We start from the raw sequence: 22,116 nt of genomic DNA on the forward strand, positions 1-22,116 counted from the left end.
GGGTATAATTATTGCAGTACTACATGAGCAGAAATGTAAGAAGGCTTTTTCATAAAAATTCAATTATACGTCAAGGAGAATTTGATGGATTAATTTTTCTTATAGTGCTAACGGTGTGTATTGTGGTTATATATTTTTCCTTGTTTAAAAAAGGAGATGAGAGTTACAGCGCCACATTAGAAATCGCAGCTAAGAACTGTGACTTAGAAACTGTGAAATCCTTGATAAAAGATAATATAAGTATTGGTGAAAAATCATTACGTTATGTTGCAGGAGAAGGATGTTTAGAAATCGTAAGGTTTTTAGTAGAAGATGGTATTGATATTAATGCTACTAATAAATTTAAATGGACAGCGCTACATTCTGCTGCAGATCAAGGCTATTTAGAAATCGTTGAGTTTCTATTAGAAAAAGGAGCGAATCCTAACATAAAGGATAGCAATGGAAAAAGCCCTAGAAGAATAGCTGTAATGGCATCAAGGCACAACAAAGATAAACCTTACAGAGAAATAATAAAGCTACTTGCAGAAGCAGAGGATCGATACAAATCAATAGAAAGAAATCACTAAAGCTGTAAGTTTTCTATAATCTGTATATAAACTTCTAAAACTATCCATAACAAGTTAATATCTTCACATGAAAAAGCAAAAAATCCCAATCACAGTAATAGTAACGATAGTAATACAGACCATAGCAACAATTTGGTGGCTCGCTAAGCTTGATTTAAAAGTACAAATTCATGATCAATTTATAGAACGAAATCACGAACTAATGGAAACAGTTTATCGCCTTGAGGAGCGGGTAAAAAACCTCATTGAAGAAGTTAATGAGCTTGAGCAAAAACACAAATAAATTTCACAGTGGTAAAATACATTTTATCCGTTGATGGAGGTGGCATTAGAGGGATAATACCTGCCATTATTCTAGCAGAAATTGAATCTAGGACAAAAAAGCCAATTTCCCAGATTTTTGATTTAATGGCAGGAACCTCAACCGGTGGGATTATTGTTGCTGGACTTTGTAAAAGCAATAAACTTCAATACTCTGCCAATGATTTGGTTGAACTTTATCAAGAGTATGGAGCATATATCTTTCAATCATCATTTTGGAGAAAATCAATTGCTTCTTGGCTGAGTGGTTCTCAGTACTCATATAGAAATATGGAATTTATTCTCAACAAATACTTTGGTGAAAGTACTATGGCCGATGTTGCGAGTAATCTACTACTTGCCAGTTATGACATTCACAATAGTTGTGAATTTTTCTTCAAAAGTTGGAAAGAAAAAAACATTAAGTTGAAAGATGCACTCAGAGCTACAACAGCTGCTCCAACGTACTTCACACCAAAACGTCTGAAAATTAGCCAAACAGAGAGAGTATTGATAGATGGTGGAGTGTTTGCAAATAATCCAGCGGCTTGTGCATATGCAAGTGGTAAGAGGTTATTTCCAAATGATGAGATTATACTGCTATCAATAGGCACTGGTGGAACAGATAGAAGTATAAAGTATGCTAACTCAAGGAAATTTGGCAAAATAGGGTGGATCAAGCCACTACTGAATGTGATGTTTGCCTCTGGATTGGATTGCGTTGATTATCAACTAGAACAAGTAATAGACGATAAATATATAAGAATACAATCGCAATTGAAAGTAGCATCGACTGAGATGGACAATATTACACTCAAAAATATTAAATCTCTTCAGCAAGAGGCAAATGCAATGATAGAGGAAAATCAAAAAGTAATTGATAAATTTTGCGGTATCGTATCTTAATTTACATAAAAATGCCAAGCAAACTAAAAAGATTATACCACAAAGCAAAGAAAGGTTTAAAAAATATAGTTTCGTGCAAAAAACATACTAAAAATCAAGAAGTTAAAATTTCAAACGATAAGCCAAAACCGCTACATGAGCAACCTCTAAAGATGATGGAGAAAACCTCTAAAGCAGAAAATGTCAAGAAAGGAATAAAAGAAAAAATAAAAAGCTTTAAAATAAAACCCGTAGAAAAAGAGCTAAAAAAGGGCAATACGTTCAAAAAAGGCTTCAAAAAGCTAAAAGGGAAAATAAAAAAATTAAACCCGATAAAGGTTAAGAAAAACAAGACAATCGGGAGCAAGAAGTTAGCATTTTTACTGACTTCTGGCACGATTGTGGCAATTTTGCCGATGTTTAATTTGGCCCCTTTTCCAGCATTAGCCATAACTTCTGCATGTGTTTTCAGTATCAATTTTATAGCTGTAAAGACGCTGAAGAAATTTATCAAACAACGCAAATTAGCAGCAGAATCTAAAGAAGAGTCAACTGTAGCTGAATTAGAAGGTCCGAAAGAAGAAATTCAAGATGTATCGGTTGAACCGGTAAAAGAAAAAGCCGCAAGCAAAACTTCAGAGAAATCTTAAATAGATTAACTATCTTCATCTATATCATAATATATTATATAAATTATCATAGTTTTAATTCCGTTGGGAGCGTAAGTTGCGCAATTTCCTCAACAGTCAAGCTAGTTATTGAAGAAATAGCATCAGCAGAAACACCTAGTATAAGTAGATTATTTGCTACTTTGATTTCCTCTATTTTATCAATCTTTTCTTTGTAAATTCGCTTTCTTTGCAATAAAAATTCTACCCATATATCCAGTTCATCTTGTGATTCTTGAGTGTTAATTTTTTTTAACTCTCTCGCCCAGCTTAATAGCTCTTTTTCTCCTTCACTATCTGTATCTTCGTCTTCACAACAGTTTTCTTCCGTTACCAGATCTTCAGCATTCACTGATAATTTTCTTGCTATTTCCCATAACCTCTCACCAAACATGGTGCTTCCTTGTTCATAGTAATGTATCTGTGGGCCTCCTATACCAAGCTCTTTTGCTAATTCCTCTTGAGTATATCCACGTATTATCCTCCACTTTTTCATTCCATCCCTTTTGTTGGAACGCTTAGAACTTTTTTCTTCTTTATTTTCATATTCATCAACTGATAAGCCTGTTGCTCGGTAGATTACATCATTAGCAAATCCTGCCTTTAGCATATTCCTTGCCATTCTTATTCTTGCTACTTTTATAGCACTTTCTTCCTCAGCTCGGATAGATTTGGTTAATGCGTAGATTGCCTTGCGTCCCCTTGTTTTTTCTATGAAATTGAACATCCATTGAGTCTTATCACAACAACGATTTTCTTTGAGTACTTTTTGTCTAGTAAGTAGATCACTCAAACTAACTGATAATGCCTCTGCTATTGTTTGTAACTCTTTATCTGGAATGCCACATACACCTAGTTCATATCTTCGCAGCGTATGATAGTTTATACCTGTTTTGTCTGCTAAGTCTTTTATGGTATATTTTCTTTTTAACCTCCAGCTTCTTACTTTCTGCGCTATTTTGTATCTTATAGAGATATTTGCCATGCTGCAACGGTTTTACGGAAATAAACATGTATACCCTGTTAATAGGCTTTTTGCTATAACCTACTTTGTCAAAAGATTAAATTTAGCTTATGTTTATTGGAAGAGCTCGGCTTGGACTGCGATTTATATAAAGCTTTTACGCAGTCCAATTTGAGAAGGAAGTCCTTTGTTTAACGTTTTCTAAATGCTTCTTGGCTACCTCCACATGTCCTATCCACCCACGATAGTGTTTCACTAACCGCCTTTATTTCTTCTGTAACCTTTTCTTTACTCCACTTGCCATCCCTAGGGAAACTTCCTTTTTCTACCGCTTCTTTGACTGTCATTCCCCCAAAGAGGCACCCTTTTCCTATTACTTCGCCTCTTTTTTGTAGTTCAGCCCACATTTCTATATCTGCTACTCTTACCTGTACTTGATGGTCATTTTCTGCGCTATGGTATACTACAACCCTTAGGCTACCAATGCTTGTTGGAAATGCTATCTCAACGGCACTGTTGTCTGATACATCGGTATAGTCTCTCTTACCTCCTTTCTCGCTTTTGACCTCAACTTCACTACCGCCCATTTTTATAATGTTACTTCCTAACCATTTGTCTAGACCTAAATTTCTTGTGCCTTCTAGTACTTTGGCAACCTCTATTTTACTATCCTCAGAGAATTCCATAAAAAATGTTTTGTTGTCCATTTCCACGTCTATTACGGCCCCTCTTTGAACAGCACTTTCACCGACTTTCCTTAGTTCTTTAAGCCGCTTATCTATCTGTGGCTGAACTTCCGGTTGCAGTTCTTTATAAATTTCACCTAACAGTTTATTCTGCAACAGATTGTCATGAAACTCTGCTCCTCTTAGTATTAATTTACTCATTATCTTTTTCTGATCACCTTTTTTGAACTTGTGAAAATGCATACCCAGTATTACATACTCAGCAAAGCTCCGGCCTCCCTCATCACACCCATTCATCCTCATTCCAGCAGCTATTGCCTCATCTACAACTTTGTTCAGCTCACTTGGATTTTTTGCTGTTACAATTGCACTTTTTAACCGGCTCAATCCTTTACTTTCCCTTGCACTTAGCTTTATTTTTTGCAGGCCTGAAGCAAATGGATTTAACCCCTCTGGATAATCTTCTTGATTACTTGCTGGTTTTGTGCCATAAACACGATCAAGTCCTTCTTCGAAGTTTATTTGGTTTTCGCGACCATCTCTACTAGGGGAAGGCATTGTACTTTCAGGATTCCGGTTATTAATTTTGCTCACAAGGTTGGACTGTTGTATATCAATGCCCTCAAGAGCACTAAATATTTTGCCCAATAACTTGCGGTTAATATTGAACTTACGATTCTTTTTATTTGGGTCTTTTCCAACCATTGTAATTTTTTTACTAGCCATATAAGCCTCCTATATTAAGCATATTATCTAAGTCTATAGCGCAATTTATTGCTTTACTATTAACTTAATATACAAATATTAGAAATATCTTGTATGATTTGCAACTATTATAACAAAAGAATAGAGCTTTTTGGGCTTTTATTCGTTTATTATAACTTAACATGCAAATTATATAAAGATCTTGTATGTTTTACAACTTTTGTTATGTCTTTTTCCAAATCTCAGCTATAGAAATACGCTTTTCTTAAAGCACTTATATTCATATTTCGTATTGTTTCCACTAGCAGTGGTAGCCAAACTTCCCAAACCTGAAAAATTTGGCATCCATCTTTATAACAGCTCTCTTTCCTTAAAGCTGCAATATCCTTTGTCCGTCACAATAATGTGATCCTCTAGCTCAATTCCCACCCCTTGACATGCTGACACTAATTCTCTAGTCATAACTTTATCATCTTCTGATGGTTCTAAACTCCCTCCTGGATGGTTGTGAGCTAATATTATCGATGCTGCCTCCATTGATAATGCCTTTTTTACCACTTTCCTTTCAGATAGGTGCACCTCATCTATTGTACCAAAATACACTTCGTCTCTTATCAAACGGTACTGTGTATCCAAATATATTATCTGGACAGCTTCTTTTGCTGAAAAGCCTATACTTACCCTTACATATTCTATGAGCTTTTCTTGGCTATCCATTACAGGGCCTCTCTTTAACCCTTCTCTTAGTGCCCTCTTGTAAGCTTCTTTAACACATTCAATTGCTGCGGCTGCATGTTCAGTCATTCCGTCTATCATTTTCAGGTCATCGATTTCTCGCCCTAAAATTTCTCCTATTCCTGGGCAATTATCCATTAAAGTTTTAGTCACATCTTGTGCTTGCTTTCTGTCATGAACTGCTCCTAGAAGCACTGCCACTATTTCGCGATCAAATAGAGCACTTCCTCCTCCGCTTTGTAGTACTCTCTCTATTTCTTCTGTAAGTTTTTCACTATTATTCATAAAATATACTCCTCGTTAATAACAAATTGTTTTTAATTGTTTACTGCTACTTTTTTAGCAGTCTTGGCATAAAGCCATAGCTTCCGAGTGAAGTCAAATCAATTTTTCAATCTTTTTTACTTATTTTTTCATGAATAGGTGAAGATATTAATATATGGTGATTTTTTTATTTTAAACTTGTTGAATTTCGCCTAAAGAGAGGCCTGTTATTTGCAAAATAATATCGGTAGAAATTCCTTTTTTAACTAAGTTCTTTGCAATTTTGATTCTTTCTTCTTCTCTAATTTTCTCCTCACAAATTTGTATGCTTTCAAACAGAGATTTTATTAGTACATGACGTAGTTCTTGGCTTTTAATCTTTTTGTATTCTTCTATTAACCTTGATAGTTCCACTTCACTATTCTCATTTTCTGTTGTTTCTGGAAGTAGGTCTGTAATATTAATTCTTTGCTATTTCATCTAATATTTCAAGTGCAACAGCAGCTCGTCCTTGTTCATATTCATATATTCTTTGATTTATTATGCCCACTTTACTTGCTAAATCTTCCTGAGTGTATCCTCTTCTCAACCTCCATTCTTTTATTCTTTGACCTACTTTATACGGAATGGAAATTTTTTTCTCATCATTATCATATTCATCAACAGATAAATTGGTTGTTCGAGAGATAACATGAGCAGAAACTCCTTCCTTAACTAAACCCTTTTCCACTTCTATTTTTACTGCCTTTCCACTTTTTTCCTCACTAATACGGATAAATTTAGTTAATAAATAAAACGTTTCACGTAATTCTTGGTCCTTAATCTCTTTATGTCTTCTTACTAGATTTAATATCTCTTCTTCCTCATACCTTTCCTCATTTGATACTTCTTGTCCGCAAGCTAGATCTCTAGCAGTTGTTGATAATGCTTCTGCTAATTCATATAACTTCTTAATTGAAATTCTGCGTGTTCCTTTTTCATATTGCAGTATTACCTGATATGTTGTTCCGATTTTTTTTGCTAAATCTTTTTGAGTATATCCCTTTACGATTTCTTACTTCCTGTCCTATTACTTTGTAATCTAAAAAATTAGAGTATTTATTCTCTTTTCTCACATCTTATACTTCATAATCAGAAAAACTGTTACGTATACTTAGTTGGGAACCTTGTCCCTTTGTTATGGCATATAATTGCGCTAAAAGACTCTAACCTCTTAAGGTTCTTACTTCTTGTGAATTTATTACATTCTTAATGGACAAAGTCTCATGACTTATTTATGCTGAGTTCCCTCCATCACACTCTGGGACCATACACTATGCAACAGAGCTACCCAGAATTAGCGGTTGCAAAATGAAGGCGAATTTTGTTGATTGATACAGCTTGTTAAAAAAGTGTTGAAGATTACTGAATTTGTTAGTAGGCTAAGGCTAATTATTATGGATTGAAGACAATGGACTTTAGGGATTACCTTGTTGGTAGTGCGCTTATATTAGATGAGCGCGCTGTGGATATAGATGATTTAGTGGGCTTCTTGGAAGCCGAACGATCGATTACTGACCTTTCCTTAAAGTCATGTAGCATCAGTACGCAATGTGTAAAGACTCTGGTTCGTTCTGGCTTAAAAACCCTCAAATCGTTTGATTTAACTGGTAATATTATCGATGATAGGGGTGTAGAGGCTTTGGCTGACAGTAAGCTTACAAACCTTGCTACGCTTAACTTGACTGGCAATTTTGTTGGCGATGATGGTGCGAAAGCTTTAGCTGAAGGTAGGCTTAGTGGGCTCAAGTTGCTTGGGTTAGGAAGTTCCTTGATTTCTCAGCTAGGTGTAAAGATTTTGGCTGAAGGTGATCTTATAAGTCTCACTTCCCTTGATTTAAGTAGCAACAATATTAGCGCTAGAGGTGCAGAAGCTTTAGCTGAAGGTAGGCTTAGTGGGCTTACTAAGCTTGATTTAAGCTATAATACTATTGGTGATGCAGGTGCAAAAGCTTTGGCTGAAGGTAAGCTTGCAAACCTCACTGAGCTTGATTTAAGGGGTAATGGCATTTGTCAGAAAGGTGTGATGGTTTTAGCTAGAAGTAAGCTTAGTAAGCTTACTAAGCTTGATTTAAGCTGTAATGTTATTGGTAGGCTAGGTGTGCAGGCTTTAGCTGAAGGTAGGCTTACGAACCTTGCTGAACTTGTCTTGCGGGTGAGCAGGATTAGTCAAGAAGATGCAGAGGCTTTAGCTGAAGGTAGGCTTACGAACCTTGCTAAGCTTGATTTGGGTGATAACGATATTCGTGATAAAGGTGCAAAAGCTTTGGCTGAAGGTAAGCTTGCAAACCTTGCTGAGCTCGATTTAGGTAATAATCATATTGGTAATGAAGGTGCAGAAGCTTTAGCCCAAGCTAAATTTACAAACCTTACTTCCCTTGATTTAAGTGGTAACTATATTGGTGATGAAGGTGCAAAAGCTTTGGCTAAAGGTGAATTTGTTAATCTTACTTCCCTTGATTTAAGCGATAATAATATTGGTAATGAAGGTGCAGAAGCTTTAGCCCAAGCTAAATTTACAAACCTTACTTCCCTTGATTTAAGTGGTAACGATATTGGTGATGAAGGTGCAAAAGCTTTAGCTAAAGGTGAATTTGTTAATCTTACTTCCCTTGATTTAAGCGATAATAATATTAAAAATACAGGTGTACAAGCTTTGGCCAAAAGTAAGCTTGTTAATCTTACTTCCCTTGATTTAAGCAATAACAGTATTGGTGATAAAGGTGCAGAAGCCTCAGCTAAAGCTAAATTTACAAACCTTACTTCCCTTAATTTAAACGGTAACAATATTGGCATTAAAGGTATACAAGCTTTAGCTAAAGGTAAGTTTGTTAATCTTACTTCCCTTAATTTAAGCAATAACAGTATTGGCATTAAAGGTATACAAGCTTTAGCTAAAGGTAAGTTTGTTAATCTTACTTCCCTTAATTTAAGCAATAACGGTGTTAATGCTGAAGGTGCGAAGGCTTTAGCTCAAGCTGAATTTACAAGTCTTACTTCCCTTGTTTCAAAAGATAACGGTTTTGGTGTTGAAGGTACAAAGGCTTTAGCTCAAGCTAAATTCACAAGCCTTACTTCCCTTGATTTAAGTAATAACTATATCGGAAACGAAGGTGTGCAGGCTTTAGCTGAAGGTAAGCTTGTAGCTCTTAGGTCACTTATTTTAATGGATAACGATATTGATGATAAAGGTGCAAAAGCTTTAGCTAAAGGTAAATTTGTTAATCTTACTTCCCTTGATTTAAGCGGTAATAATATTAAAAATACAGGTGTACAAGCTTTGGCCCAAAGTAAGATTGTTAATCTTACTTCTCTTAATTTAAGCAATAACAGTATTGTCACTAGAGGTGCAAAAGCTTTAGCTGAAGGTAAGCTTGTTAATCTTACTTCTCTTGATTTAAGCAATAATGATATTAAAGGTGCAGGTGTACAAGCTTTGGCTCAAGGTAAGTTTGTTAATCTTACTTCCCTTGATTTAAGCAATAACGGTATTGGCACTAGAGGTGTACAAGCTTTAGCTGAAGGTAAGCTTGTTAATCTTACTTCTCTTGATTTAAGCAATAACGGTATTGGCGCTAGAGGTGTACAAGCTTTAGCTGAAGGTAAGCTTGTTAATCTTACTTCTCTTGATTTAAGCAATAATGATATTAAAGATACAGGTATAAGAGCTTTGGCTCAAGGTAAGCTTATAAGCCTCACTTTCCTTGCCTTAGCAAGTAATGATATTACCTCTAGAGGTATGAAGGCTTTAGGTGAAGGTAAGCTTGTAAACCTTGCTAAGCTTGATTTAAGCAATAACAATATTAGCAACGAAGCTAAAGAATGGGCTGTATCTAGCTCTAGTCTTAGAAGTCTCTCTTCCACTGAGTTAGCATATAGTAATATTGCTCAAGGTGCTTTACAAGATTCGCTTTCACGTGGTCTTTCATTTCTCGATTCAGGTTTTGTTTTAAAAAGAAAAAGAGCTGATTCGGATTGCCTAGATATGGTGCCTGGTAACAACCTATCTCATTCTGAATGCACTCCCGTCTTTAAGAGACCTAGGTCAAAGTTGTAAGGAAGTATGGAATTTGAGGAGATTTTTTGGTGAATTACGCTGAATATTTATTAGAACATAGTCTCCTTAAAATTAAGGATGAATCTGTGAAGATGGATGATTTGGTAACTTTTCTCAGAGAGAACAAACAAGTTACTGGAATCTCGTTGTTTAATTGTATTGATGACAAGGGCTTGGAAACTTTAGCTCAGGCTGATCTTATACACCTTAAGTACATCAGCTTAAGTGGTAGTTCGTTCAGTAGTGTGGGCATTCGTGCCTTGACTTGCAGTAAACTGCAAAATCTCCTTCATCTTGATTTAAGTTCTAACGATTTAAATCAAAAGGATATAAAATCTTTCAGTAAAGATAATCTTCAAAGTCTTAAACGACTTTATTTACAAAACAATCGTCTCAATGATGATGCTGTAAGTACTCTGGCGGAAGATGGTTTTGCACACCTTGAGTTGCTTAACTTAAGCGGCAACAAGATTGGTGTGCGTGGTCTGGTTGCTGTACTTAAAGGTAATTTTCAATCTCTCAAGGAACTTTATTTGGCGAATAATGAAATTAGCGGCTGTCAAATAGAGAAGTTCCGTTGTATAAAATTGAATAAAATTGCGCTGCTTGATTTAAGCGGCAACAATATTCGCTGCTCAGGTATGGAGATTATCGCCTCAACGATGTCTAGGAATATCAAGACGCTTATTCTGTCAAAGAACAATATTGATGGAGCTGATCTGAAACTTTTTTCTCAAAGTGAGTTTTCAAATCTTGTCTCGCTTTCTTTCAGTGATAACAGTATTGATGATCTTGGTATGAAGGATTTAACTAAAGCTAAATGCAAAAACCTTACTTCCCTTGATTTAAGCAATAACACTGTTAGTGATGGAGGTATTCTATATCTCGCTGAAGCTAAATTTACAGACCTTACTTCCCTTGATTTAGGCCACAATAGTATTGGTTATTTAGGTGCAAAAAGTTTGGCTGAAGGTAATCTTAAAAAGCTTACTTTCCTTAATTTAGCGGGCAACACTCTTTATAATGCAGGTGTAGAAGCTTTAGCTAAAGCTAAATTTACGAACCTTACCTCCCTTAATTTAAGCAACAACATTATCAATTATGTGGGTGTAGAAGCTTTAGCTAAAGCTAAATTTAAAAACCTTACCTCCCTTAATTTAAGCAACAACATTATCAATGATATGGGTCCAGGAGCTTTAGCTAAAGCTGAATTTACAAACCTTACTTCCCTTGATTTAAGCTGTAACTTGATTAGTGTAACAGGACTATTGTCTTTAGTTCAAGGTACTCTCGTACGCGTCGTTTACTATAATTTAGCTCATAACAATATTAATGAGGGAGATTTGTTGAAAATTCCTGAAAGTTTATTAGTTGCGAAAGTTGTTGACTTCGAGGTAGAGGTTTCTGATGGAAAGCATAAGTTCTGCGTACCTAAAAATACAAGTGCAAGTTCTTCTCCATATGAGCAACCTCAGCCCGCTAGGGTACCCACGTTGATGGTTACAGATACTGAAAGTGCTAATAAATCATTGTCGGATTCTGCAAGTAATACCTTTCAACCTACTTTATCTAGCTCATCTCCTATTAGTGAAATGTACGTCATTCCTAGTAGATCAAACCTTTCAGACAGTACTAATAAATCTTCTACAGGAAAGAAAAGGAAACACGATGAAACTTACTACAGTTCTGATCAATCAAGCCTTTCAGACAGTACTCGTGAATCTTCTACAAGAAAGAAAAGGAAACACGATGAAACTTACTACAGTTCTGATCAATCAAGCCTTTCAGACAGTACTCGTGAATCTTCTACAAGAAAGAAAAGGAAACACGATGAAACTTACTACAGTTCTGATCAATCAAGCCTTTCAGACAGTACTCGTGAATCTTCTACAAGAAAGAAAAGGAAACACAATGGAACTTCCGAGAGTTCTGAGCAATCAAGCTTTTCAGACAGTACTCGTGAATCTTCTACAACAAGAAAAAGCAAAGGGTGTCAACTAGATTTAAGCAATCGAAGTTTGAAAACTTCCTTTTTATCTGATGTTTTGTCAAATAGAGAAGTAGGTGATGAATCCTTTTCTCTTATAAAGCTAGCAAATTGCAACATGCTTCTAGAGGGCTTATCTGTAATAGTTTCAGCTCATAATGCTTTACAAGGGCTTACAGTACTTAATTTGAATGACAACCTTATTGGTGACCAAGGTGCAATTAGATTGTCCTTGGCTCCTTTACCACAGCTGAAGGAACTTTATTTAAGAGGTAATGATATTTGTCATAGGGGAATGCTTAGTTTAGCTAATGGTGAGTTAAAAGGGCTTAGAAAAATGGTTTTATCAAATAACTGCAGCATTAATGTTCAAGCTGCAACAGCTATCGGCTGTCATCTTATAAAGCTTGAATTACTTGATTTATCAGAAGTCTCTATGGAGGAAAAGACTTTGCTCATCCTTTCTAAACTTGGAAGTCGTCTTATTGAGTTGAAAAAAATTATTTTAAGAACAAAGAGTCGAGGAGATTTAGATGTTCCCATAAGGGAATGCTTGTTGGAACAAGGAGTTCACGTTAGTGATTCTGCAGGAGATGAAAGTCCTGATTGTGGAAAAGAAATATTACAACGAATAGAAGAGGTTCTTGGAGATCTTAATACCATACAAGATGTCAATCATCTAATTACACTAGGTTTTGCAACCAATAATCAATTTTATAGGTACTCCCTTCAAAAACATGATATTGATTATGTTGCAAGGGCACAAAGATATAATTTCCTAGTTGGGAATGAAATGCGGTTTCGTATTATGAGTATTGAAAATGGTCAGGTCGGCTTTTTGAGAACTCATATTGAAAATTTTCGAGATGAGGGAGGTGTAGGACCTCGAAGGTCGATTTTAATTGTTAATTTAAATGGTGATCATTGGGTCACATTAGTGATTGATCACCAAAATGGGAATGATATTGGGTACTATGCTGACTCGCTTAGTAATGATGTTCCGCATGGTATCAAACGAGCTTTAGAAGATAATGGTATTACTCTCCGTAATGTCCTTATTGATCAGCAAGGGAGTCGGTTAGTACAACAAGGAGAAAGAGATGGACATAATTGTGGCTTCTGGGCATTGGAAAATGCTAGAGATATGGATGAAGTTTTAAAACGAAATAACAATCTTGGAAACCAAGTTAGAGGTGTGTTAGATGAAATGCGTAATTCTCTTACATTAAATGTTCCGGGCCTGAATAATATAGTTGATGAAAAAAGTCTTAGAAATGAGGGGTACTTTCAAGGTCTGAGAAGAGATATCTCAAGGGAAATTAAAGACTTTGAGGCTGATGCTGGTAGGGATCCTAAGAGTGTCATGTCTTTTATTATAAACAGTCAGGGTAATCCTAGGGTCAGGCGCTTACTATTAGAGTACTTAAAATTAACATCCCCTAGTATACAGTCATTACACTTCGATGAAGAGCAACAAGCAGCACTTTTACAGTTTGTATCTAGCAGCTTTCCAAATGCATCTATTGAATTAGTGAAACAAGGTCTTTATTTGCCTTCTTTTGAAAAGCGAGGAGTTAATGTTAATGGTAAATGTGTAGCAATTACTCGTAGTTTATCTCAAGCTTTATCTTTACACAAAGGCAAATCACTTTTAAATAATCTAAAAACTTCATCTGAAATTTATGAGCGTATAGCTCAAGGTAAACAGATATCTAAAAGGGAAGAAAAAGAGGCTTTTACTTTTAGTAAACTGCTTAGTAATTTTGAAGAGCAGGTAGATTGTGTTACAAGTACTTTACATTCAAGTTTAACTCATAGTAGGAGTTGTAGAATGCTTAGTGATTTATCAAATTACATAGCTGGAATTAATGATGATTTTGCTCTTCATTTAGTAACAAGTAACCATGTTGTAGCCATTTACAGAATAGGTGATAATTACGCGTATTTTGATAGCAATGCGGCATTTATTTCTGAGCTAAAAAGTGTTGATCAGCTTATGCAGGTTGTGGAAAAAGGAATAGGATTTGCTGGCTATAAAATGGGAGAAAAAGGCTTTTTCATTGAAAACTTTAATGTTAATCAAGCTAATGACCTATTAGCTGATAAAGATAAGCAAACCTTAACAAGAGAAATTAAAACAGAACGACAACTTCTTGCAGAACAGGATAAAGAGCTTGGTCTTATTAAAGTTAATGGTCAAGAAGTATCCAGAGTGCAATTATATGACTTTGGAACTAAATTTAATGTCAAAGGTAGCGTGCCATTGCTTATTAATGCTGATATGCAGTTAAATAGCGAAAAATTTCTTGATTATTTAGATAAAAAAGAAGTAAGTATAACAGCTGGAGAATACCTTGATAACTTACAAAATAGCAAAAATGTGAAAGAGATAGTACAAGCAACCAAAGCAATTCCTTTTGAAGGTTCAAATCGAGAAGTTAAAGAAGCAGAACATCAACGTAGCCCAGCACTTAAGTCTTCTATGAAGCAACTAATAGAATATCTTTTGACTGCTGTAATTAGTCAGAAAAGCCAACTGTCAGAGAATAATAGCAGAGCAGATGATAATCCTAATCATTATTTGAGTAGTGTAACAATAAATAGTCAACCGAAAGAGTCACAAAGGTATTAATCTGTTTCTTTTTGAAGTTGTAAAATTTCATCTACAGAAAGATGCCGTCTTATAGTTCAACAAGAAAATTATAAAAATTGAATCTTAAGTTGTGTTGTGAAATAAAAAATACTTTCTATTTGCACCATGTGTAGAGGTATATAAATTATAGTCAGTGTATATGTTGATAAGTATAGCTCTTTTTACAATAGTCCAAACAGATCATAATACGCTACTGGCCTATATATAACAATAAACACATGCCTTATCTCGTTCGGAGTATTATAAAGAGCTATAAATTGGTTTTATACATACTTAGAATATGTCTTCAAGCTTCAAAACGAACTATTTGTGAAGCATAATGGTGATCATATTAAAGGAAGATATTGGTCTTTGAGGTAAGAGTAAAATGCTCATAATTTTTTCTCATACTTCTAAAATTCGAAAGCCAAGCGTTTAACAATCCAATGTTTAGAGCATGTCTGCAAAGGAAGTAGAAAGAAATCAAGAAGTAACCTTAGCCAGAAAAAGTTATAGGGAAGTTTGGAATATTTCTATACAAGTGTTAATAAAAAGAATTGCATTCTATACATTTGCAAGTGGAGTAATGTTGGTTTATTAATGCATTTTACTAATAACTTAAATAAAATAACCATTTCCAGCGTTCAAAACCAAGGGCGGAGAGAGCTTTTTGTTTTGGGATGGGATGGTCTACCACACGATACATACGAACTTTTTAATATGGTAATTTATTATACGCTGAAATCAACTATATTAGCACATTTCATCCATATCTACATACGAACTGTTTTGCCTAAGCTTATGGAAATAATTTAAATCTTCTATTTTCATAACCCTACTTTTACGTAGCTTGTTCTCACAAAGATGCGATCTTTTTTACAAATTTGACAAGGTAAACAATTCTATCTTTTTTAACGCTGCAGGGCTCAGCATTCTCCACTAATTTTGACTTTCCATAAGATGGTACAAGCCTCCACCTTCTAGGTGGAGAAACTTTAGTTTGTCAATGTCATAACTGTACTTTACAAAGTATAGTTATGACGGAATATGACAAAGGAAAACACACTGTATTTTATCATAGGTACCATATAGTCTGGATTACAAAATATCGGTACAGAGTATTAACTAAGGCTATGAAGGAGAGAGTACGAACAATCATAGCAGAAGTATCTGAAGAAATGGGGATTAAGATAGAAAACGGAGTAATATCATCAGATCATTTACATTTATTCGTAGTAATACCTCCTCATATAGCTGTGAGTGATTTTGTTCAAAGAGCCAAAGGCAGGTCTTCACGCAAAGTTCAACAAGAATTTCCAGAGCTAAATAAAATGTACTGGGGAAAGCGTTTTTGGGGAAGAGGATACTTTAGTGCTACCAGCGGACATATCACAGATGAAGTCATTAATGAGTACATCAATAAACATACAGATGCACATCAGCCTCATTCTATATCTAGTATAAGATTGGAGTAGCTTTAGCTTCTCATCGCGCTTCCAGCGCTATATCCAACCTTTCGGCTCTCAGCCGATAGTGGTTGAGTTAAAACCTGAAGTTGTAGAGAAAGAGAGCCAAAGTGTAGTGATAAACAAAGATGGAGGGGTTCAGACTGATGGAGTAGCATTGATAACAGAGGAAGATGATGAAGCATTAGAAGAACAGCTGGAGGGCATAAATCAGGAATTAGAACTTGAACGTTTACAAAATGCTTCCTTAAAAGAAGAAAATAGAGAATTACGATCTGCAATTGAAGGACTTGAAAAGAGTTATAAGGGACTTACAGAAGATGCAGGCGAACGAGAAGATGAACTAACCAAATACAAACAAGATAAAAAAGCAATGCAGGATAAAGTTGATGAACAACAGAAAACTATATTTGATCAATACATGATAATAAGAGAGCAAGGAGAAGAAATTGAAGCTACTAGGAAAGATAATGAAAGTCTGCAAGCACAAATAATAGAACTTAAGAGTAGGTTAAAGGACAAGGAGGATAAATTAATTGAATTGAATCAACAATGGCAAGCTAGCAAATTAGTGGCTTTACTTAAATCACAGACTGATAAATTGTGTCAGGCTAAAGACAAAAATACTGAATTAGAAAATAAAGTCAGTGACTTAGGTCATGAAGACAAAGCTCTACGATTAAGTGTGAATACATTGACTGCTCAATTGGGTGAAATGGAGAACTTGGGGAAGCAATTACAAAGTGTTCAAGAATCTAAACAACAATTGGAGATTGATTTAGAAGGTCAATTGAAAGCTGACACTAAGAAACTACAGGAAGCAAAAGAAGGTCAATTGGCTAATAAGCTTTCTAGGGATAAGGGTCTCAATAACTTTTTATCTGGGAAAAACGAGGAGTTAAAAAAAGGTTTTCCTGAATTTAAAGAGAAACACTTTTGCCATAACGTGCTTAATGAAACTATAAAGTCTCTATCAAATCAAGATGATGGCAAATTTGAAAGCAGTAAGCTGCTTGAATTATTAGAAAGTAATTTGAAACAATCCGCTTAAAAGCCAAGTTGTCACCTTCTGTTAGAAAATGCGTAAAAAAATTAGAATTTAACAAACAAGAAGGGGTAAATAAGATTGTAGACTCTATCTTGCACAGCTTTAATAGCAAGAATAATAATAATAACGACTCAGTAGAATTACTTAAAGAAATTGTTGTGAAAGAGCTAGTAGAAGCTAGAATGAGATTTTTTTTAGATAAGATTCAAGAGTTACAACTGACATCAAGCATAAGAGATAAATTTTTATCTACAGATCAGGGAATGTGTAATCAAACTCAAGGAGGAGTAAACGAATACCAATTAACAGAAAAAGCTAAAAAAGAATACACACCTAATTCCTCGATGAGTCACACTAATACTGTAAGCATACATTCATTGAACAGTCGGAAAGCAAGTTAAAGTAGGCTCTTAGCATAAAGCACCAGCTCCTCTTTTGTTAAAGTATAGGAGCTGTCTTCCCAATGTTGTTTTAGCAATTCTAAGTTTTTACCTAAACTTTTTCCTGGCTGGTGACCTATACTTATTAAATCATCGCCAGATAAAGGAAATTTTGGAATATTGAATGTATTAGCAAATGAAATGTATTTGTCAATATTTTCTCCAGACTCAACACCACAAATTTTTATTAAATCACAATATAGTTCTCTACCAAATAAAGATATGTACTTTTTTTGCTCTTTTTCCGAAAGCTCTGTTTTGATATCGTTGGATAGTAAAAATAGCAGCTTTTTCTTTTGCTTGTTCGAAAGACGTAAAAATTTGCTTACATATTCTCCAAGACTTAGCCTGTCATTTTTGGTGGTCCTAAGAAGTAACGCTAATTTTACTAGTGCATCAGTGCCCAAAAGAAGTGACGAAGACAGAATTTCGCATTTTACTTCTTTTGGGATAATCTTTTGCAAAACATCAGATTCTTGCATGCTCTTAAGTGTTGGAAAAGGATCATTGCACTCCAGCAATTTAAGTATTTCATCTCTTATTCTCTCTCCAGAGAGGTTTTGAATCATATGCGAATGCTTTTTGCATACGCTTAGTATTTCATCACTCAAATCTCCGGCACATATTTTTGCATGAAAACGAAATGCTCTTAAAATACGTAGATAGTCTTCTTTAATTCTATCTTCAGCGTTGCCTATAAAGTTTAACCTTCGCGCTTTTAAGTCCTCTATACCACCAAAGTAGTCATATATATGGCCATGCTTATCTGCATACAGAGCATTAAATGTAAAGTCGCGCCTTGAAGCATCCGCTTGCCAATTATTGGTAAATTCTACTTTTGCATGCCTACCATCACATTTCACATCATGCCTTAGTGTTGTGATCTCAAAAGATCTTTGATTTAGAACCGCAGTGATAGTTCCATGTTTTAAGCCAGTTGGAATAGTTTTTATATTACGGAGTTTTAGCGCTTTAATCGTTTGATTGGGAAGCAAATTAGTAGCTAAATCGATGTCGTGAACATCACGCTGCAAAATTGAGTCTCTCACACATCCGCCGACAAGCCTAGCCTCACCGCCAAATTCCTCTATGGCATCAATAATTAAACTAGTCTCATGGTCAACTTGCATTTAGGTTAGTACGTACTGCAAGTTCATATTATATGAAATGCTTGCAAAAGCCCTATATAAAAATATACAGAGCTATGAAGATTTATTTTACACTTCCAATTGTGATATTTGTTGTTGATGAAATGTTTTTTCTGTTCTTGATTCCTCCATACTACATCTTGGTGAGCTTGAAGGGTTTTGCTTCTCAGAGCGCTCTATGCGCTGCTTTATATCACTAACGCACTGCCCTACAACATCACCAATTTTTCCATCAGCATTTTCTGCCAATAACTTATCAAATCCCTTTTCAAACTCTGCTCTCTCAGAGATATCCTTTGAAAGGTTACAATATTCTAAGATCTCGTCTAGCTGCAGTTTTTTTGCTAATAGGAAATCTTCTTGTTCTTGCTCTTGTTTAAGTTTGGTTTCCTCTTGCAGTTGTTTTGCTAAACTTTTATTTCTATCAAGCAATGGTTCGAAATGCAATCCGCCTTTGTTTATTATATGCACAATACTACTATCATCATAATCAACTTTATTGTATTCACCTGCACTTTTTGAACCTGAATTGTCTATTAATTCATGCAAAGACAGATCTTGGTTATCAACAGTCCGGTTCTCTATAACATGTAGCTTTACCTTATACTTTTCACAAAGTATTCTGCCTTCAACGTCAGGATCACCCCACCTACTGTTACGCATAATGTCTGCTGTATAATCATCTACAGTTTCACTACGGTGCTGGCCATTGTTATCATGACTATTGACAATTGCATTTGTAAACCACTTTGGTGGATTCTTTTGCGCAAATTCCCTACAATCATTTCTTAATTTTTCGACAGTAACTTGCTCTCCTGTCTGTTGTTCTAGACTTTGCCTGAACGACTCAACCACTATCGGCTGAGAGCCGAAAGGTTGGATATAGCGCTGGAAGCGCGATGAGAAGCTGAAGCTACTCCAATCTTATACTAGATATAGAATGAGGCTGATGTGCATCTGTATGTTTATTGATGTACTCATTAATGACTTCATCTGTGATATGTCCGCTGGTAGCACTAAAGTATCCTCTTCCCTAAAAACGCTTTCCCCAGTACATTTTATTTAGCTCTGGAAATTCTTGTTGAACTTTGCGTGAAGACCTGCCTTTGGCTCTTTGAACAAAATCACTCACAGCTATATGAGGAGGTATTACTACGAATAAATGTAAATGATCTGATGATATTACTCCGTTTTCTATCTTAATCCCCATTTCTTCAGATACTTCTGCTATGATTGTTCGTATTCTCTCCTTCATAGCCTTAGTTAATACTCTGTACCGATATTTTGTAATCCAGACTATATGGTACCTATGATAAAATACAGTGTGTTTTCCTTTGTCATATTCCGTCATAACTATACTTTATAAAGTACAGTTATGACATTGACAAACTAAAGTTTCTCCACCTAGAAGGTGGAGGCTTGTACCATCCTATGGAAAGTCAAAAAAGCAGCTTCCATTACCAATTGCTTGTCCTACATAGAAATTGTCAGGGTAAGGGTTACTATTTAAAAGAGTTATTTCTTGCCCTGAGATCCTGGGCCTTTTTATTCCAACCTCAACATCATGAAAGTCACTTGGTAGTTTCCGTTTCTTAGCTGTAGTCATAGTTTTACCTTAATTTAAGCTATATATTACTATACCAACAAAATTATCAATAAGCGACTAATTAAGTATAGCAGAAATTTTTAAATTATGCAATAGTTATAATTTTACATAGCAAATATGAGTTTTAACTGCGGTATAGTTGGGTTACCAAACATAGGAAAATCAACCTTATTTAATGCGCTTACAGAGTCAAGTGCAGCCGAAGCTGCAAATTATCCTTTTTGCACAATCGAGCCAAATATAGGCAAGATTTCGATAAAAGATCAACGTTTGAAACAAATCGCAGCAATTGCAGGCTCAGAGAAGGTAATCTACAACCAATTAGAAGTTGTAGATATTGCAGGTCTGGTAAAGGGTGCGAGCAAAGGCGAAGGGCTTGGCAATAAATTTTTAAGCCATATCAGAGAAGTTGATGCCATCGTTCATCTGCTCAGGTGCTTTACGGATGACGATATCAGCCATATACACAGTAAAATAGATCCAATATCAGATGCTGAAGTGGTAGAAATGGAATTAATCCTAGCTGATATTGATAGCATAGAAAAAAGGCTTCCTCAATTGGAAAAGAAAGCAAAGCAAGGTGATAAAGAGCTAAAAAGACAACTTGAATTAATGCAAGAGGTATTAGCTACTTTAAAATTAGGTAAACCTGCAAGAAGCTTGGAGAATATCAATGAAGATGAGATGAAGTTGCTTCAATTGCTGACAACAAAGCCCGTTATGTACGTTTGCAATGTTGCAGATACAAATGTTATAACTGGCAATGAATTATCTAAAAAGGTAGAGAGGATGGCGGAGGAAAATAAAAGCAAATTTTATTGCATTTCAGCAAAACTCGAAGCAGATATTGCAAATCTTGATAGTGAAGAGGAAAAACAGAGTTTTTTATCAGAATTTGGCTTACAAGAATCAGGCCTTGATGGAGTAGCGCGTATTATGTATGAAGTGCTGAGTATGATAACTTTCTTTACTGTGGGCCCCAAAGAAGCACGGGCATGGCCAGTAAAAATAGGGTCAACAGCCGATAAAGCAGCAGGTGTAATCCACACTGATTTTGAGAAAGGCTTTATAAAAGCAGAGACAATAAGCTTTGCAGACTACATAAAGTATGGAAGTGAATCAGCTTGCAAAGACGCAGGAAAAATTCGCTTTGAAGGCAGAGATTACATCGTGCAAGATGGTGATATAATGCACTTTAGGTTTAATGTGTAGTTTATTATGCAGCCACTTATTTAAAGTTAAGTTTTCTGGATCCCAGTGTCTGGGCACTGGGATGACAAGAAAGGGAGCACTGGAGTTTTTGTTTCAATATTTGTACATTAGCCATACATCTGAACAGATACCTCCCCTAAACGGATACACTGTAGAAGGAGAGTTTCTTCTCCCCAGTAAAGACTAGATTCCAGACTGGAATGACAGCAGTCCTACGTCATACCGCGATTCATTCCATAGCTGTACGAACATTCATTTTTGAAGGTAAATTGCACAGCAAATGGTCAATGCTTGGCACTGGAATAACGTCCTCCTTTGTCATCCCAGTGCCCAGACACTGGGATCCAGTTTTCCATATAATCTCATCGAAAATGTTGTAACCACTTTCTATGCTAGTTTGCTTGCTTACAAGCAAACTTTTCTGGATCCAAGTAGTCTGGGCACTGGGATGACAGGAGAAGGAGGCTACTTGCATGACACCATTCTTTTTTCTGGATCCCAGTGTCTGGGCACTGGGATGACGAGAAAGGAGCACTGGGATGACATCCTCCCTAGCGGAGATTGCTCTCAAATCACAATGTTCGTACAGTAAGCACTGACCACTTTGCTTCAATATTTGCGATGCCCCTGAACAGATACAAAAAATCTATTGTTTTTTTATAAATTAAATCCTAATACCAATTCCCATTACAGGGCAAACAGATG

General features: G+C 35.6%; 17 protein-coding genes and 3 pseudogenes. 11 read left to right on the forward strand and 9 right to left on the reverse strand.

What is annotated here, in order from left to right; all coding sequences use genetic code 11:
- Positions 1-23: 23 nt before the first annotated feature.
- The 4 genes from LA754_RS02705 (at position 24) to LA754_RS02720 (ending at position 2,404) form a co-directional block, all read left to right on the forward strand.
- Positions 24-569 (forward strand): ankyrin repeat domain-containing protein, encoded by a 546-nt coding sequence (locus LA754_RS02705; protein WP_214303457.1) that lies wholly within the window; start codon positions 24-26, stop codon positions 567-569.
- Between the two features lie 67 nt (positions 570-636).
- Positions 637-852 carry a hypothetical protein gene (locus LA754_RS02710; RefSeq protein WP_006015629.1) on the forward strand — a complete coding sequence of 72 codons (216 nt, stop codon included), beginning with the start codon at positions 637-639 and terminating at the stop codon, positions 850-852.
- Positions 853-860: 8 nt separating this feature from the next.
- The gene (locus LA754_RS02715) at positions 861-1,775 is read left to right on the forward strand and encodes a patatin-like phospholipase family protein (protein WP_457923706.1); all 915 of its coding nucleotides are present in this window, start codon (positions 861-863) and stop codon (positions 1,773-1,775) included.
- An 11-nt stretch (positions 1,776-1,786) separates the two neighbouring features.
- Positions 1,787-2,404 (forward strand): hypothetical protein, encoded by a 618-nt coding sequence (locus tag LA754_RS02720; RefSeq protein WP_457923707.1) that lies wholly within the window; start codon positions 1,787-1,789, stop codon positions 2,402-2,404.
- A gap of 46 nt (positions 2,405-2,450) precedes the next feature.
- Here LA754_RS02720 and wmk (LA754_RS02725) read toward each other — a convergent pair whose 3' ends face one another.
- The 4 genes and pseudogenes from wmk (LA754_RS02725) to wmk (LA754_RS02740) form a co-directional block, all read right to left on the reverse strand.
- Positions 2,451-3,407 carry a WO male-killing family protein Wmk gene (wmk, locus tag LA754_RS02725; protein WP_457923708.1) on the reverse strand — a complete coding sequence of 319 codons (957 nt, stop codon included), beginning with the start codon at positions 3,405-3,407 and terminating at the stop codon, positions 2,451-2,453.
- 170 nt (positions 3,408-3,577) lie between these two features.
- Positions 3,578-4,777, reverse strand: a complete 1,200-nt coding sequence (locus LA754_RS02730; protein ID WP_457923735.1) for a hypothetical protein — start codon at positions 4,775-4,777, stop codon at positions 3,578-3,580.
- A gap of 351 nt (positions 4,778-5,128) precedes the next feature.
- A complete protein-coding gene (locus LA754_RS02735; protein ID WP_341810163.1) occupies positions 5,129-5,797 on the reverse strand; it encodes a JAB domain-containing protein in 669 nt (222 codons plus the stop codon).
- A 171-nt stretch (positions 5,798-5,968) separates the two neighbouring features.
- A pseudogene (gene wmk / locus LA754_RS02740) lies at positions 5,969-6,891 on the reverse strand (WO male-killing family protein Wmk).
- Between the two features lie 389 nt (positions 6,892-7,280).
- Here wmk (LA754_RS02740) and LA754_RS02745 point away from each other — a divergent pair.
- From LA754_RS02745 to LA754_RS02765, 5 genes are all read left to right on the forward strand, one after another.
- Positions 7,281-9,872 carry a leucine-rich repeat domain-containing protein gene (locus LA754_RS02745; RefSeq protein ID WP_457923709.1) on the forward strand — a complete coding sequence of 864 codons (2,592 nt, stop codon included), beginning with the start codon at positions 7,281-7,283 and terminating at the stop codon, positions 9,870-9,872.
- A 29-nt stretch (positions 9,873-9,901) separates the two neighbouring features.
- A complete protein-coding gene (locus LA754_RS02750) occupies positions 9,902-14,491 on the forward strand; it encodes a hypothetical protein (RefSeq protein ID WP_457923736.1) in 4,590 nt (1,529 codons plus the stop codon).
- A 1,037-nt stretch (positions 14,492-15,528) separates the two neighbouring features.
- Complete coding sequence (tnpA, locus tag LA754_RS02755; RefSeq protein ID WP_006279602.1) at positions 15,529-15,966, forward strand: IS200/IS605 family transposase; 438 nt, start codon at positions 15,529-15,531, stop codon at positions 15,964-15,966.
- A 58-nt stretch (positions 15,967-16,024) separates the two neighbouring features.
- Positions 16,025-17,008, forward strand: coding sequence for a hypothetical protein (locus LA754_RS02760; RefSeq protein ID WP_457923710.1), 984 nt, complete (start codon positions 16,025-16,027; stop codon positions 17,006-17,008).
- Between the two features lie 8 nt (positions 17,009-17,016).
- Positions 17,017-17,406, forward strand: a complete 390-nt coding sequence (locus LA754_RS02765) for a hypothetical protein (protein WP_077188059.1) — start codon at positions 17,017-17,019, stop codon at positions 17,404-17,406.
- Here LA754_RS02765 and LA754_RS02770 read toward each other — a convergent pair.
- The 4 genes and pseudogenes from LA754_RS02770 to LA754_RS02785 form a co-directional block, all read right to left on the reverse strand.
- The gene (locus LA754_RS02770) at positions 17,403-18,575 is read right to left on the reverse strand and encodes a CCA tRNA nucleotidyltransferase (protein ID WP_006279937.1); all 1,173 of its coding nucleotides are present in this window, start codon (positions 18,573-18,575) and stop codon (positions 17,403-17,405) included. The genes LA754_RS02765 and LA754_RS02770 overlap by 4 nt on opposite strands.
- A gap of 87 nt (positions 18,576-18,662) precedes the next feature.
- Positions 18,663-19,442 (reverse strand): annotated as a pseudogene (locus LA754_RS02775) (hypothetical protein); the annotation flags it as partial.
- 64 nt (positions 19,443-19,506) lie between these two features.
- Positions 19,507-19,944: pseudogene (tnpA, locus tag LA754_RS02780) on the reverse strand (IS200/IS605 family transposase).
- A 78-nt stretch (positions 19,945-20,022) separates the two neighbouring features.
- Positions 20,023-20,199: a hypothetical protein gene (locus tag LA754_RS02785; protein WP_457923711.1), complete on the reverse strand. Its 177-nt coding sequence runs from the start codon at positions 20,197-20,199 to the stop codon at positions 20,023-20,025.
- A gap of 117 nt (positions 20,200-20,316) precedes the next feature.
- Here LA754_RS02785 and ychF point away from each other — a divergent pair, with 117 nt between their 5' ends.
- Together ychF and LA754_RS02795 are read left to right on the forward strand one after the other, a co-directional pair.
- On the forward strand, positions 20,317-21,411 hold the full coding sequence (gene ychF, locus LA754_RS02790; protein WP_077188061.1) for a redox-regulated ATPase YchF: 1,095 nt from the start codon (positions 20,317-20,319) through the stop codon (positions 21,409-21,411).
- Entirely contained in the window at positions 21,404-21,598 is a 195-nt protein-coding gene (locus tag LA754_RS02795; RefSeq protein WP_410529736.1) for a hypothetical protein, read from the forward strand. Before ychF ends, LA754_RS02795 begins: the two co-directional genes overlap by 8 nt.
- A 42-nt stretch (positions 21,599-21,640) precedes the next feature.
- Here the strand turns inward: LA754_RS02795 and LA754_RS02800 are convergent, their stop codons facing one another.
- The gene (locus tag LA754_RS02800; protein WP_457923712.1) at positions 21,641-22,024 is read right to left on the reverse strand and encodes a hypothetical protein; all 384 of its coding nucleotides are present in this window, start codon (positions 22,022-22,024) and stop codon (positions 21,641-21,643) included.
- Between the last annotated feature and the right edge of the window lie 92 nt (positions 22,025-22,116).

The organism is Wolbachia endosymbiont of Muscidifurax uniraptor (genome assembly GCF_054149795.1).